Annotated in this window: 14 protein-coding genes; 4 read left to right on the forward strand and 10 right to left on the reverse strand. The window is 33.9% G+C overall.

Annotated features, from left to right (window positions below):
* Nucleotides 1-23: 23 nt before the first annotated feature.
* The 5 genes from G9371_RS01070 to G9371_RS01090 are packed head-to-tail and all read right to left on the reverse strand — an operon-like array spanning nt 24 to nt 5,342.
* Nucleotides 24-1,448, reverse strand: coding sequence for a hypothetical protein (locus G9371_RS01070; RefSeq protein ID WP_079275946.1), 1,425 nt, complete (start codon nt 1,446-1,448; stop codon nt 24-26).
* Nucleotides 1,449-1,505: 57 nt separating this feature from the next.
* Nucleotides 1,506-2,687 (reverse strand): DUF3800 domain-containing protein, encoded by a 1,182-nt coding sequence (locus G9371_RS01075; RefSeq protein WP_029424558.1) that lies wholly within the window; start codon nt 2,685-2,687, stop codon nt 1,506-1,508.
* Nucleotides 2,678-4,705: a hypothetical protein gene (locus tag G9371_RS01080; protein WP_029424557.1), complete on the reverse strand. Its 2,028-nt coding sequence runs from the start codon at nt 4,703-4,705 to the stop codon at nt 2,678-2,680. The genes G9371_RS01075 and G9371_RS01080 overlap by 10 nt, the downstream gene beginning before the upstream one ends.
* A 48-nt stretch (nt 4,706-4,753) precedes the next feature.
* A complete protein-coding gene (locus G9371_RS01085) occupies nt 4,754-5,131 on the reverse strand; it encodes a hypothetical protein (RefSeq protein ID WP_029424556.1) in 378 nt (125 codons plus the stop codon).
* 16 nt (nt 5,132-5,147) lie between these two features.
* On the reverse strand, nt 5,148-5,342 hold the full coding sequence (locus G9371_RS01090; protein WP_029424555.1) for a hypothetical protein: 195 nt from the start codon (nt 5,340-5,342) through the stop codon (nt 5,148-5,150).
* Between the two features lie 118 nt (nt 5,343-5,460).
* Here G9371_RS01090 and G9371_RS01095 point away from each other — a divergent pair, with 118 nt between their 5' ends.
* Nucleotides 5,461-5,892, forward strand: a complete 432-nt coding sequence (locus G9371_RS01095) for a hypothetical protein (protein ID WP_029424554.1) — start codon at nt 5,461-5,463, stop codon at nt 5,890-5,892.
* A gap of 280 nt (nt 5,893-6,172) precedes the next feature.
* Here G9371_RS01095 and G9371_RS01100 read toward each other — a convergent pair whose 3' ends face one another.
* Nucleotides 6,173-7,174, reverse strand: coding sequence for an NADP-dependent oxidoreductase (locus G9371_RS01100; RefSeq protein WP_024439225.1), 1,002 nt, complete (start codon nt 7,172-7,174; stop codon nt 6,173-6,175).
* A 36-nt stretch (nt 7,175-7,210) separates the two neighbouring features.
* A complete protein-coding gene (locus G9371_RS01105; RefSeq protein WP_000441110.1) occupies nt 7,211-8,176 on the reverse strand; it encodes an oxidoreductase in 966 nt (321 codons plus the stop codon).
* A gap of 110 nt (nt 8,177-8,286) precedes the next feature.
* Between G9371_RS01105 and G9371_RS01110 the strand changes: the two genes are divergently transcribed.
* From G9371_RS01110 to G9371_RS01120, 3 genes are all read left to right on the forward strand, one after another.
* A complete protein-coding gene (locus G9371_RS01110) occupies nt 8,287-9,195 on the forward strand; it encodes an AraC family transcriptional regulator (protein ID WP_000339560.1) in 909 nt (302 codons plus the stop codon).
* 83 nt (nt 9,196-9,278) lie between these two features.
* Nucleotides 9,279-10,682, forward strand: coding sequence for a molybdenum cofactor biosysnthesis protein MoeA (locus G9371_RS01115; RefSeq protein WP_029424553.1), 1,404 nt, complete (start codon nt 9,279-9,281; stop codon nt 10,680-10,682).
* A 702-nt stretch (nt 10,683-11,384) separates the two neighbouring features.
* Nucleotides 11,385-11,948 (forward strand): TetR/AcrR family transcriptional regulator, encoded by a 564-nt coding sequence (locus tag G9371_RS01120; protein WP_029424552.1) that lies wholly within the window; start codon nt 11,385-11,387, stop codon nt 11,946-11,948.
* Nucleotides 11,949-12,180: 232 nt separating this feature from the next.
* Here the strand turns inward: G9371_RS01120 and G9371_RS19325 are convergent, their stop codons facing one another.
* From G9371_RS19325 to G9371_RS01130, 3 genes are all read right to left on the reverse strand, one after another.
* Complete coding sequence (locus G9371_RS19325) at nt 12,181-12,306, reverse strand: hypothetical protein (RefSeq protein ID WP_255344022.1); 126 nt, start codon at nt 12,304-12,306, stop codon at nt 12,181-12,183.
* A 78-nt stretch (nt 12,307-12,384) separates the two neighbouring features.
* Nucleotides 12,385-13,071: a pirin family protein gene (locus G9371_RS01125; RefSeq protein WP_000995336.1), complete on the reverse strand. Its 687-nt coding sequence runs from the start codon at nt 13,069-13,071 to the stop codon at nt 12,385-12,387.
* Between the two features lie 243 nt (nt 13,072-13,314).
* The gene (locus tag G9371_RS01130) at nt 13,315-14,283 is read right to left on the reverse strand and encodes a threo-3-hydroxy-L-aspartate ammonia-lyase (RefSeq protein ID WP_029424551.1); all 969 of its coding nucleotides are present in this window, start codon (nt 14,281-14,283) and stop codon (nt 13,315-13,317) included.
* Nucleotides 14,284-14,286 lie beyond the last annotated feature (3 nt).

Below are 14,286 nucleotides of genomic sequence, written 5' to 3' on the forward strand. Positions count from 1 at the left end.
ATTTGTAAGCATTGCATATTGAATTATTTGTTAGTGATTCTGCTTATGCTGTTGGGATAAGTTTTTAAATTTTCCCATGTTTCTTCCATATTTTTTTTATCAGCACTTATGATTGTTACTAATAGAGATGCTAATGCTAGAAATACAGTAGCTATAGTTAGCCATTTCATTCTATTTTGTAGTAGGTAATTGGTTTCTGTAGTTTTTGAATTGAATTCCAGTTCTAAAAGTTTTTTTAATGATTCGGAGTTTTTTCTTAAAAGTTCTGAATAGAAATTAACTCTATTTTGAAACTCAATATTATATTCTATATTAGAAATTTTACTTGTTGATTTAAAATTGTACTCCTTAATAGCATGAAATATATAGTTATTTTTGGATTCAAAATTTAATTCTTGAAATAATCTATTGATTTGAAAATCTAATGTATTTGCTTTCAAAATATTATTTTTTATTTTTAATAAGTCAGATTTTTTTTTAATTTTTAGATTATTTTCTCTGATTATTTCTAATTCTTTTTTATAGGTGTTGATAGCAATTAAGATCATTAAACTTTTAATGAAATAGTTATGATGGTTGCCATGATCTTCATCATCTTTTTCAAACTTAAATACTCTTATATCGTTTATATTTTCAATGTAGTAGTAATCATTTTCATTCGTAAAACAATTAAAGCTATTGATAGAAAAAGATTGTGACTGTAGGAAGCTAAAGTTTCTTCTTATAAGTTCATTATTAGGACGTTTAGAACATATTTTTTTGATTGAAGTTTCATATGTACTATTCATTGATAGAACAGTATTTTTTTCTATTTTTAGAAACCTGAGTATCCAATCTTCGAAGTATTCAATTTTTTTATTTAAAGCTTCATTAAACTTATTTGCTGATGATTTAGCTTGAATAGAAGTTCTTCTCAAGAGAAAGTCATCAGAGGTTACTATGACATCATTTTCAGAGTAAAAATTTTTATATATATCATTGTAAAATGAATTATCTAAAAAAAAATCAAAACATAAAAAAGATGTAGATGGAACGATTCTGTGAATAGTGCAAGAAATGTAATCTGTGTGCTTTGGAAAGTTTTTTATCTTTATTCCAGAAAAATTTGATCGCCAATCAGTGGATTTTTCATCAAATATAAGACCAAGGTTATGCCAACCACGATGATCTAGTATATTTTCACTTTCAACTAACCTTTCAAAGTTAGAAAAAGAGTCTAGTTTACTAAATTTTTTTATGAGTGCTTTGTTGATAATTTCAAATTTTTCAAAGGTATATTGAAGTTTAATAGTTAGTTTGTTGCTTGATATTTTTATTCCGACAGGTTTTTCATGAGAAATATCTTTTAGTCTATATTCAGCAGCTGTTTTATATCTGTCTGAAAGATTTTTAATACGTTCTATTCTTCGCCATAAATTATTGTTAAGAAGATTGTTGCTGATTTTCATGTATGTGACTCAAATTAAAGTGCTTGGAAAATTTTTATAAAAATAATTTTGTCTATTTTATATGTTCCACAATTTTACATTTGGAGGGGGATTTAACAACATAAGCTGTCTTAAGGAAACAATCTCATCACTAATATTATCTAAAATTGGTAATCCATTATCACACTTTTGGACTATATGATTTAGAGTTAGCCAGTTCAACATTGCACTGGCGTTTTTAATATTGGCATATTCATAATCACCGCCTAAATAAGTTGCTAAAATACTTTCATCTTGAAAGATTTTGTTCATCCATTTTAGGGCAAATGTATTTTGTTTATCTTTAATGTTTTTATATGCATAATTAAAGCTACCTGCAATAGCATCTGCTAATTGAATGCCGTAAAAACTTTTAGAATCTACCATTTGTATAGATTGTTTTAAATTAAATGTAAGAGGTCGTTCTAGGTTGAATTGTTCATAAATTTGAGATTTTCTTTCAGTTCTTCCAACCATACTATTAAAAAATTCTTGATTGGCATTTAATGGCTTTGAGGAATCACAATAAACATCCAATATATCAATTTTCTGTCCCCACTTGCCTAAACTACTAAATAAGCATTCAGTTGTGATATCTAGAATCCATTTTCCTGAACCCTCTCCCAAATAACCATCCATTTCAGATAAAAAGGAGTCTTTATTATAATGAGCAAACTTTTGAATTTGATCTAAAACTAGATCTGATTGGTTGTTAATTATTTGAAATAAAGATTTTGTAGGCGTATCTACTCCTTCTTTCATAACCTTATAAAATTCTTCAAAAATAACTTCAGCTGATTTATCTTGAGTAACTAATTTTAAATGAAGATAATCAGTAATAAATCTGTGAAAATTCATTCCATAAAAAATAGAATTTTTTGCTGATAGAGCAGATTCAAAAATATATTCAAAGAATTTACCAGCGATAGTATATTTTTTGTCACAAATGCATATCTTATATCTTCCGTCCAAGATTTCTAGGATCTCATCAAGTGCTCTTAAACCTTTCGGATTTTTTACTAGATTTCCCGATTTAATTTCACCATTTTGAATTCCATAATCCTTGATGATTTTTTCTACAATAAATTGAGCTTCTTCTTCATTTGAGGCTACAGATGCAAATGTAAAAATTGGCTGATCTGCATCTAATAACCTATTTCCTGTAAAACCTGATTCATCACAGTAGATTTGCATATTGTTTAAATCATTATTTAATTGCATGGTAAACCTAGTTTATCGAAGAAAGCTCTATTCCGCTCTTTTGCAGAATTAACTAATCTATCAAAAGAAATAACCTCAATATAGCAGTTCAAATTTTTCTTATAACCAAAAAAACCTAGCTTGTCGGAGGTTTCAGTAAGATCATGGATTTCTTTACATCTGTCACTCATACTTGGTGTCAAATCACAGATTACATAACAAAAACCTGGCACATCTTTAGAGTCAGGAATAGGTCTTCCTGTAGCAGTAGTAGCTTTTCCATTTCTTATACGACGTAAATAACCAAATACTTGCTCTATAGGATCTTTATCTTCGCCACTTTTAACATCATTACGCATAGGGCGTTTAATTTCTACAATTGTTAAAGATGCTAAAGGTAGTTTTTTACCTTCTGATATAAGAAGGGGTTCATCATATACATTCAATGCGCAAAGATCAGGTTCTTTATTTTCATTTGAGTCTGTAATAGGCATTGAGGACAATGTTTTATCTGAAGCCAAATAATCATGGAATGCTAATCTCTCATCTATTAGCCATAGATTACATTTATCTAAACCAATATCTTCGGAAGTTTGACGCATAGGCATTATAAGTTGGTGGATTAAATCCTCTCTTGAATACTTACCATCGGCTCCCCGTTGGATTGCTTTTTCAAGAATGTCTAAAACTACTTTACGGTTGCAAACATAACCAGCTAGGTCAGATTTCTTTATATCATCTACCTTTTGCATATAATCAGTAATTCGAGATTGAATGTCTTTCTCTTGTTTATCCACATCTTCAATAAGATCATGTCCTTGAGAAAGAATTTGGCTTTCAATATCAGTCAAATATTTATGTAAAAGTAGATCTAATTCTTTGTCAGAAATTTCTGGATTAACAAAAAAAACTTCGTTCGGAATATATTTTAAAATTGATTTATAGCGAGGAGCTTTAGTTGAAACATAGTTGTGCACTCTTTGACGACCTAACTCTTTATACTGAATTAAAAACTCGTTGAGATGAGCTGTGATTTTCGAGTACACAGTTTCACGAATTTGAACTTCATTTATAGCGTTCGAGTATAAATCGGTTTCGTCTTGATCGAGATTGAAGTCTATTCGTTCAGGTCTGACAACATCATCAAGATATGTAGATGTTAGATAGCAACAGTATGTAAAGTCACCATTTGTGTGTTGAATTTTTCCATGTAAACCTGCAATTTTTCCTATCAGATTTTCTTCTTTAACAACTCGTCCTGCAGCACACCAAGCAATACACGGGGGGCGGGTTTTTGATTTCAATTTAATATGTAGAAGTTCAAATTTAATGCCCGAAACTTCAAAACTTTCTGGGCAGGCAGATTCAAACATTTGTGTATCAAATAATTCATTTAAATTAATAGTTTCATCTTGATCATAGATAGTTATATTTGGAGCTCCACCTTCTCTGACAAAGTACCACAAACAATGTTCTAGAATATGGTTTGCGATTGCACTGCAAGATTTAGGTGATCTTTTTTCATATTTATCGATAAAATCTTCAAGTTTAATGGTTGTACACAGGGCTTCTGTTTTTTCTATTACACTTGTTGATGAAAGATAAATTCCATTTTTCTTATTAAAGTGGAATTTTCTCTTTTGTGCTTCATTTTTTAAATCTATAAAATTACTTTCGACTGATACATTGGTGAAAGCTTTTAGCCACATTAAACGACCTACACCTCGGCATCCTTTCTTTGCTTTATATTCACTGTCTAAAGTTTCAAATGAGTTCATATTAACCTCATTGAATCCGACCCCATTATCAATGATTGTAAAACCATAAATAGGTGAATTGTTTTCAACTGTAGTGTCTTGTGCTAGTGTGCTTTGAATATTACGATCAATATAGATTTTTATAGAAGGATCGATATTATTTGTGCACTCATCTATAGAGTGTATTGAATTCACTACGGCTTCAAATAATGGCATTAAACATTGATTGTATGGCAGAGTAGTATTTCTCAATCTCCCTTCAAGTGATGTATTAATTGCCATTGCTGTATCCTAAATTTTATGAGTTGTAAAAAAGAGTTTTAATAATTTCTATTCTAATAATTCTATAAGCTTAACACTATTCAATTTTGCTTCCTCTAGAGCTTTCTTTCTCCTGTAGTCTAATTCGCTTGATTTAACTGTTCTTAAATTAAGATTTATACTTGGATATCGTTTTCTAAGTTTTGGTTCAATATGGTTTCGGAAATTTAAGGCTAGGTGTTTGTTTTCAATAAATTCACACTTAGTTTTTTTTAATTTTCCATTTAGGCTGATGTAGGCATGAGCTTTTTCATTTTCACCTATTCCCATTTCTTCGAAGTGTAATCCGAAACTTGGAGACCAACCTTCACGAAAATTTTTGGGTAAATCACCATAATCTAAGAATGCTTCAATTGTATAAAGTTGTCTTAATTCTTCGTCTTTCATCTTTACTCCATGATTATTAGACTGATTCAATGATGTAATTTACACCTAGTACCACTTGTTTAGACCAATATTCAGCGGTTTCTTTTGCTTCTTCATATTCCTCAAATTGCCCTTCAGAAATTGCTTCTTCTCTAGAGGAAGTTGTGATGATTTCTCCTTCATCACCAATAAAATAATTTCCTGATTCTAATAGCTTTACAATGAAGCCCATGATCACCCCCTTAAAGTCTAGACTATGATTTTAAATTACAATACTTTAGAAGCTATCACCATCAAAAATTAAGATTTTTAGATTCAAATAATTCAATATGATTGGATAAGGAAACACAATGAAGTTAAAAGATGCGTTTGACTATATACTTGATAAAAATAATGCTTTAAGTGATTTCAATGCATACATGATAGGGGTGGCATATGAAGATAATGATTCTTTCTTATTCGTTAATCTCACCATAGATGATGAAGAAATAGAAAATAATGCGCTTTACTACCATGCTCATGTTACAAGTGGAAAAATTCGAAGTTCAGAGGGAGAAGAGGATTTTTACAGTGCAGAGAGCATTGAGGACTTGCTTGATCAATTGCCGCTGATTGCTTCTGATTTGAGTTATCATGTCTATAAGCTAGATGAGGATGTGTTAGGGTTGAGTAGTGAATATGCGTTAAAAGCACTATTTCCAAGATTACCCAACTCTGATGTATGTGATCTTAAAGAGTTCAAGCAAGAAGCGATTAAGCTTATTACCATGTTGAATAAGTAACAAAAACTGATTTAGAACGTTTTATTTTGTATCACAGTATGTATCATAGAATAAATATTTTTATATAAATTTAACAAAAACAATCATTTGAATAAAAGTTTGGTAGTGGATATGCCTACCAAGATTTAAAGTCCTATAAACTCGAATAGTTTTATATGACTTAAAAAAGCCCTAAACTATAATGGTTTAGGGCTTTTTTATTGGTTTAGATAATTGAGTTTCACCTTTTAAAGTAAAAGAGAAATTTTATTTCTATAGCAAGTTGAAATAGAGTTTTTGTCTATATATCAGCTATTTTCACTATTCTTTTGCCAATATTTTCGCCATTGAGTAAGCCAACCAGACTTTTAGGAAGTTGTTCTAAGCCCTCGACAATCTCTTCTACAACCCGTAATTTGCCGGAAGATACCCACCTACTCAAATCATGAAAGGCTTGAGGTTGCTCATTCAAATAATCAAATAGTAAAAAGCCATTCATCGTGAGACTTTTTAAAATAAGTTGTCCAGGTACACCGATAACATTGGCTTTGGGTGTATCTGAATCATATTGAGAGATAGCACCACAGCAAACAATTCTTCCACCCTTTTTCATATTGGATAATGCTGCATCTAAAATATTTCCACCGACATTATCAAAATATATATCTATACCATCAGGACATATTAACCGTAGCTTATCTTCCAGATTTCCAGTGCTGTAATCAATAGCTTCATCAAATCCGAAATCCTTTGTGAGAAGACTGCATTTATATGTGCTCCCTGCGATACCTATTACGCGACAGCCTTTAATTTTAGCAATCTGACCAACAATAGAACCTACAGCACCAGCCGCAGCTGAAACAACAACTGTATTACCGATTTCGACCTTACCACATCGTAATAATCCAAAATATGCAGTTAGTCCAGGTACACCATAAATACTCAATAAATATGTTAATGGTTTTAATTTGGGCAGGGCAAACAAGGTATCAGCTGACAAAGTCGCATGTGTCTGCCAGCCAGTCTCAGCAATGACAAGATCTCCTTTTACTAAATGTGGTACGTGTGATTCGATTACTTCTGCTAAAGCAATACCAGCCATAACTTCTCCAGCTTGTAATGCGGGACGATAAGTATCGCCTTGCATCCAAGCTCGGCTTGCCGCATCTAATGCTATATATAGGGTACGTACGCTTATCTCACCATCTTTAGCAGAAGGCAGATCACTTTCTTTTATAGAGAAATCGTAAATATCTAGCTTACCTTTAGGTAATTTGGACAATATAATTTGATTTATTTTCATAGTTTTCTCTAGATGAGTAGGAGTAAAAACAAATAATTAGAATGCATTACTGCCAGTTAATTCCGAAGAGAACTCCCATAAGCGTTTAGCTTGCTCAGTATCAACAGCATATGCTTCTACATCTTTAAAAGTAATTTCTGTACAGCTTTTTAATTTTGCTATATCACAGTCTTCACAATACAAACCGCCTAATGAGCTGAGTTCAGGGGCTGTCGCTGCCCAAATTGTGGTTGCTGCTCCTTGTTGCGGTGTTTTTAGATCGCCAATAGTGGGATTACCATCTTTATCTACCCATCCCATTGCAAACATTTCCTCGTGTGTTAAATGACGCTGAAGGGAGGTAGCAATATTGCCCGGATGTACTGAGAAAGATCTTACATTGTCTTTTTTACCTAATATGTCTAAATAAAGGCTAAACAACGCATTAGCTGTCTTTGCTTGTCCATAAGCTAGCCAATGATCGTACTCATATCTAAAGTGAATATCATTCCAGCGAATTGGAGATAATTGATGTCCTGCTGATGACAGTGTTACAACACGTGCACCACCTTTTAAAAGGGGCCATAGGTGATTGGTCAAAGCAAAATGGCCTAAATGGTTTACTGCAAATTGTAATTCCCAGTTATTGCCTACGCGTGTTTCGGCACAAGCCATTACTCCGGCATTATTAATTAAAAGATCAATATGTCTGTCTTGTTTTAATAACCGTTGAGAAAACTCCCAAACACTGTTTTTCGAACTATTTAGATTACTTAGATCTAAAGCTTCGATCTTAATGTTTGGAATATTTTTTGTTGCTGTATAAGCTTCCTCTACATTTCTAGAGGCAACTGTAACTAAAGCGCCGGAGTGAGCTAAAGCTTTGCTAGTTTCTAGCCCTAAACCCGCATGACCACCAGTTACAACAACATGTTTATTTTTTAAATTAATACTTGCTAGTACATCTTCAGCTGTACTATTTTTGCCAAAATTTGAGCCAATAGGAATTTGTTGTCTTTCCATCTTTATTACTTCTATATCGGGAGGGATAGAAAATAGTATGGACACCAAATATTGAACAAACCATAATTAAAAGGCCACTTTTCTTTTTTGATCGTTCGGATTTTTTATAAATGGATGCTCTATCGCATGTTTTATCATTATTGAAAATAAAACATAGTAATGGTGCTGGTCTTGATGCTGGTGGGGACTGGGCTATCAATTTTCCAGCATATGATGGAATTAAATTTAATGCTGTTTTGAAAGGACAATGTTGGGTGAAAAACCCAGATGATGAGTCTTTTCTTGTTAAAGCAGGAGATTGTGTTTTACTTACGCGCGGAAAACCATTTATTGCAGCTACTGATCTGAATCTGCCGACAGTTGAATCTTCCACTGTTTTTGATATGAATGTTGGGAAAATATCTATTTTGAATGGTGGTGGTGATTTTTTTCTAATAGGTATTAGTTTTGATTTTGAAGGTGATACTTGGGGAATGCTTACAAGTGCTCTACCTTCTTTTGTTCATCTGAAAAATATTTCTAACCAGGTTTCAGTTTTAAAATGGGCAATCGAACAGCTTAGTCTTGAGCTAAAAGAAGAGACATTAGGAAGTGAGCTAATGATCAGCCATCTAGCACAAATCATGCTATTACAAGTTTTAAGATTCTGGCTAGGACCAGGCCAAAACCGATATACTGGCTGGTTAGCAGCACTTTCAGACCATCGTTTAATAAGATCAATAAATGCTATCCATGAGAAGCCGACGTACTCATGGACAGTCGCAGAATTAGCAGCTATTGCAGGTATGTCTAGGACTACTTTTACACAACATTTTACTAAAGTAGTAGGCCATTCTCCTTTTAACTATCTTACAAATTGGCGAATGCAGCTTGCTGCAGATATGTTATTAAGAAGCGAAAGAAAAATAATCAATATTGCATTTGCTGTTGGATACCAATCTGAAGCAGCTTTTAGTACAGCATTTAAGCGTAGATTTGGCTTTTCACCTACACAGTATCGGGCCGCTAAATTTAAATAGATAGAGGTTCTATTAGTATGATGTTGATTAATAATTAAAATTAATGAAGTACCTCCTATTTGAGGTACTTCTAGGATCTATATATGCAAAAAAAACTGCCAATACCAGATAACTTACCAAATCATTTAACGGATATTTTTTATCACATCAATATAAGCTTGCCTAAAGGCGATTTAAAAGAAACTGTAAAGTTAGATGAAGCTATAAAGCAACTTAACGCAAGTGATGTATATGCTGTACAGGATTATCCTCTGCATAATTTATCTGAATATGCGGGTTGGGCTATTAATTCAGAAATAACTCAAACTGCGAGTATAGAAAGCCCTTTATTCATTGCCAATTGGTACTACTGGGGGCAACAGCTTTATAGATCTATTAATCCGTATAAATTAGACCTAAAAACTCCAAGTTTGTTAGAAATTCCTGCTTATACAAAATTACCAGAGTTTTTAGATTCGGTCATTCCTGAACAAGATGAAAGACTGGATCTTTCTGACACCGATGCCAAAAAGATTATTGGCCCTATCTCTGCCATGCATGGTGTTATTCCTAAGGGCAGCATATTTAAACAAGGCGATGTGATTCTAAAAAAAGATGAGAGGTTAACTCCTGAAAAACTAATTATCTTAAGACGGGTAGGGATCAAAGAATTAACTATTTATAAAAAACCAAAAATTCTTATTGTAAGTATGCACTCTTTTGATAAAGAAGAAATGAGTGAGGAAAGTTTGTATGTTAAAGATGTTTTGAAAACATGGGGCTATGAGCAGGTAGAAATCAAATCACTTAAACCTGAACGTTACGATGCTGCATTTAATAGTCTTAAAAAAGATAATAATTCGGCTTTAGATGAGTCATTAACGACAAGCAGGGACGATTATATAAAGTTCTTTGAAGAACAGACTATGAATTTTGATGTCATTCTTTGTTGTACATATCAAAATAGTCGTTCCGCTTTATTTCAGCTTGAGAAACTTCCGATCTTTGATCAAAGCAGTATGTCAACGGCTTTGAATACTCGTTGTATGCCTGGTAATGAAATTAAAATTCTCAAAGGGAAAGATAGAACGCCACCTAGTCGTGAGACAGTTCAAATTTATGATGAGAACGGTAATCACAAAGGTATGCGTGTAGTCATTACAGAAGACAAAGCGACTATTATTAATTTACCGGGTGATATCCAAGATATTGCGATTCTGATGCATGCTTTTGTGAAATATATTTTAAATAAACACATCTCAGACTTTTTTAATCATGCCTATTTCAAAGGTAAAACGGACATAGAGATTGTTCCTGATGTAACAAATAGAAAATTGTTATGGGGTCATTACAAAGCTAACGAAAGTGGGGAATATATATTAGAAATTATTGAACAGCAGCCATATCAAATAGAGCCACCTCTTAGTGCAAATTGTATTGTAATGGTTCCGTTTCAAGAAAAAGTACTTGCCAAAGGCAATGATTTATATTTTATGAAAATAGATTGAATCTATTTTCTATGTATAACTTAATTGGGCGATGTAACCTTTAAACTTTTTTAATGGTTACACCTCCAAAACTTTACCCTATAAAACTATTACCCTAACCCCACCTTTATAAAGCCCTCTTAAACAATAACTTAATCATTATTTAGCCTTACTTTTTTAATGATCTAAATTAAAGCAAATGTCATTTTGTGTGCTTGACTGCAATAAATGTGAAGCTTATCCTTTGCCTGCTGGCCACATTGCCAGTCGGTTTTAGCAGACCGCATAATAACTCCCGCATCAGAGTCATTCCTTCTGAGGAATAGTCTTGTGTGGTAGCTACTCGTCCCTTTCCCGTAGCGGTAGGACGGGAGAGGGACACCTACGGGTGTGCTAGTTTGAGTTATTACTAGTCTGCTAACCCTTTCTCGTTCTGCCACCATAATTTTAATGCTTTGGCAGAACTCCCAATAAAAAGGAGTTGGCTTTGCACATCCATTATTTCTTGGCAGCCTTTGCCAAAAGCTATAACGACACCACATAAACCTTAAAGCAGTTTGAGGGCTATTAGTGCTTTCAGACTTTAAATCGTCACAACCAAAAACCTAGCAACAATAAAACTTGAGATGTGCCAAGCACAGTCTTTATAGGCTTTGCTGTGCCTTTTTTTCTCCCAAAAAAGTATCTCATTTACAAACAACAAGAATTTATAACGGTAAAATTATGCGAAATGTAGTTCTCCCAACACGTGCCTTATACGTTGTAAATAAAGCGATTGATCTGTTTCACCATCGTGGATTTCACCTTATTGGGGTCGACAGAATAGTGAGAGAATCAGAGATTACAAAAGCGACTTTCTATAATTATTTTCACTCTAAAGAACGACTTATTGAAATTTGCCTGATGGTGCAAAAAGAAAAGCTCCAAGAGCAAGTAGTCGCAATGGTCGAGTATGACTTAAGCACTCCCGCAATCGATAAACTTAAAAAGCTTTATTATTTACATACCGATATAGAAGGGCCGTATTACTTATTATTTAAAGCCGTTTTTGAAATTAAAAATAGCTATCCCAACGCTTATCAATCCGCAGTGCGCTATAGAACATGGCTCAAAAATGAAATTTATAGCCAGCTTAGATTGCTTAAACCCGATGTCTCTTTTACCGATGCCAAACTATTTTTATATATGGTGGAAGGCACAATCATTCAGCTTTTAAGCTCTGGTGGGGTAAGCGAGCGGGAGGGTTTGTTTGAGTGTTTTTTAAGAGGTCTAACTACATGCAAATGAAAAGTTTAGGGTTGTGTCAGTAGCGGCTAAATAGGAGTTATAAAAAAGGGGGCTGCATGCTGTATTTATCAAAAAATAACTTGTTTATTCAGCATGGCTCCTTTAAATAATGAAAGAGAAAAACAACAATGATCTCTATAGCTGTATGAGGGAGGACGTTATTTGAAGTTATTTATTGTGATATTTATTGCCATTTTTTCCAGTATTGGAATCATTTGCTTAATCGCATTACTCAGAAATTCAAAAAATTATTCACCATCGGGTGAGCATGATTATTCAGCTTCAACACATCCACAACACCACCATATTCACGATAACAGTCACCATAGTTCTCATTCATCAAATGATTGCTCATCATTTTCCGACTCAGGCGGATGTGATGGAGGCGGTAGCAGTGACTAAAAAGCCCTTTCATATAAAAGGGCTTTTAAGCAGTTTAAGGTAAATCAAACCAGATAAATTGGCTATCTTCATTTGCATGAATCACGGCATTATCTTCAAAGACCAGAGCATCACCCGCTTTCACTTCGTACTCACCAATACGAACTTCACCTGAAATTACATGAACGTAATTTACTCGTTTTGAAGTCTCAACTGGCAATTCACGACCTTTTTCGAGTACAGCAGATTTTACCTGTGCATCTTGGCGAATATGCATTGGTGCATTTGCGTCAGGGCCTGCAATTAAATGCCATTCGTTAGGTTGATTACGTGGGTCCAAACTAATTTGCTGATAATTTGGCTCGGCTTCTTTTACATCGGGAATAATCCAGATTTGTAATAAGTGCACTGGCGTATCGGTGTTATTGATCTCACTATGAGCAACACCTGTACCTGCACTCATAAGTTGCCATTCACCTGCTTTAATCTGGCCTTCATTTCCCATGGTGTCACGGTGTGAAATTGCACCATCAAGCACACAGGTTAAAATTTCCATATTGTCATGTGAGTGAGTGCCGAAACCGTTGTGGGCATCGATTCGGTCATCATTAATGACTCGAAGTGCACTTACCCCCATATATTTAGGGTTATACCAGCTACCAAACGAAAAGCTATGATAAGACTCTAACCAGCCTGCTTTAACATGACCACGATCTTCACTACGATGCAAATAAGCATTCATGACTCGATCTCCTCAATTATTATTTATCTCTTGAGGAATATGTTAAACCTGTGGGGTAAAGCTAAAAATAGAGTAGATGCAACATATTGTTGCATTTTTAAGATGATTAAGATTTTTATAAATATTCGTTTTAAATTTTAGATATAAAAAGCCTGTATAAAGCAGGCTTTTTTTAAAAGACATTACATATAAATGCCTACCTATAAGGCTTTAAAGGAAATTATAGATAGACATTGAGTTTGATTAGGCAGATAAAAACTCCGCGTATTTAGAAATATCGACGTTGCCACCACTAATAATAATGCCGATACGTTTGCCTTTTAACTCATCTTTTAAGTTACGGGCAGCCGCAAATCCGAGACATCCAGTCGGTTCAACCACCATCTTCATTCTTTCAGCAAAGAACTTCATAGCGTTAATGAGTTCTTCGTCTGTGACAGTCAAAATGTCATCAACTTTTTGTTGAATAATAGGAAAGGTCAATTTGCCCAAATATTGAGTTTGCGCGCCATCGGCAATGGTTGGCGGGGTATCAATATGAACAATTTCTCCTTTTCTAAAAGACATTTGTCCATCATTTCCGAGCGCAGGTTCAACGCCATATATTTTGCAGTTCGGAGAAAGCTGGCGAGCAGACAGGGCAGAACCTGCCAACAAACCGCCACCACCTAAACATACAAACAGGTAATCTAAATCACCGACTTCTTCAAATAACTCTTTAGCAGCCGTACCTTGGCCTGCAATCACATGCGGATGGTCATAAGACGGAATTAATATTAGACCATTTTTTTCGGCAATCTCTTTTCCAATTTTTTCCCGATCTTCCGTATAACGGTCAAATTCAACAATATTACCGCCGTATTCTCGCGTTGCTGCCATTTTTGCAGCAGGTGCATCTTTAGGCATGATAATGGTTGCTGGAATACCAAGAATTTTTGATGAAAGCGCAATGGCTTGTGCATGATTTCCCGAAGAAAAAGCAACTACACCTGCTTTCTTTTGAGTCTCATTAAATTGTAAAAGTGCATTCATGGCACCACGAAATTTGAAAGCGCCTACACGCTGAAAATTCTCACATTTAAAGAACACTTCTGCTTCAAATTCATTGTTCACTGTACGTGAAGTTAAAACAGGGGTTTTATTTATAAAATCTTTTATACGTTCAGCAGCGGCTGCGACATCTTCATAATTTGGAAGGGTTAAATTTTTCATAAT

Origin of the sequence: Acinetobacter sp. EKM10A (assembly GCF_011075215.1) — a bacterium.
Taxonomy (GTDB): Bacteria; Pseudomonadota; Gammaproteobacteria; order Pseudomonadales; family Moraxellaceae; genus Acinetobacter; species Acinetobacter baumannii.

What these genes read in the sequence shown, in the direction of transcription:
- G9371_RS01070 (WP_079275946.1), bottom strand. Translation starts at nt 1,448, where the DNA reads ATGAAAATCAGCAACAATCTTCTTAACAATAATTTATGGCGAAGAATA.
- G9371_RS01075 (WP_029424558.1), bottom strand. Translation starts at nt 2,687, where the DNA reads ATGCAATTAAATAATGATTTAAACAATATGCAAATCTACTGTGATGAA.
- G9371_RS01080 (WP_029424557.1), bottom strand. Translation starts at nt 4,705, where the DNA reads ATGGCAATTAATACATCACTTGAAGGGAGATTGAGAAATACTACTCTG.
- G9371_RS01085 (WP_029424556.1), bottom strand. Translation starts at nt 5,131, where the DNA reads ATGAAAGACGAAGAATTAAGACAACTTTATACAATTGAAGCATTCTTA.
- G9371_RS01090 (WP_029424555.1), bottom strand. Translation starts at nt 5,342, where the DNA reads ATGGGCTTCATTGTAAAGCTATTAGAATCAGGAAATTATTTTATTGGT.
- G9371_RS01095 (WP_029424554.1), top strand. Translation starts at nt 5,461, where the DNA reads ATGAAGTTAAAAGATGCGTTTGACTATATACTTGATAAAAATAATGCT.
- G9371_RS01100 (WP_024439225.1), bottom strand. Translation starts at nt 7,174, where the DNA reads ATGAAAATAAATCAAATTATATTGTCCAAATTACCTAAAGGTAAGCTA.
- G9371_RS01105 (WP_000441110.1), bottom strand. Translation starts at nt 8,176, where the DNA reads ATGGAAAGACAACAAATTCCTATTGGCTCAAATTTTGGCAAAAATAGT.
- G9371_RS01110 (WP_000339560.1), top strand. Translation starts at nt 8,287, where the DNA reads ATGGATGCTCTATCGCATGTTTTATCATTATTGAAAATAAAACATAGT.
- G9371_RS01115 (WP_029424553.1), top strand. Translation starts at nt 9,279, where the DNA reads ATGCAAAAAAAACTGCCAATACCAGATAACTTACCAAATCATTTAACG.
- G9371_RS01120 (WP_029424552.1), top strand. Translation starts at nt 11,385, where the DNA reads ATGCGAAATGTAGTTCTCCCAACACGTGCCTTATACGTTGTAAATAAA.
- G9371_RS19325 (WP_255344022.1), bottom strand. Translation starts at nt 12,306, where the DNA reads ATGATGAGCAATCATTTGATGAATGAGAACTATGGTGACTGTTATCGT.
- G9371_RS01125 (WP_000995336.1), bottom strand. Translation starts at nt 13,071, where the DNA reads ATGAATGCTTATTTGCATCGTAGTGAAGATCGTGGTCATGTTAAAGCA.
- G9371_RS01130 (WP_029424551.1), bottom strand. Translation starts at nt 14,283, where the DNA reads ATGAAAAATTTAACCCTTCCAAATTATGAAGATGTCGCAGCCGCTGCT.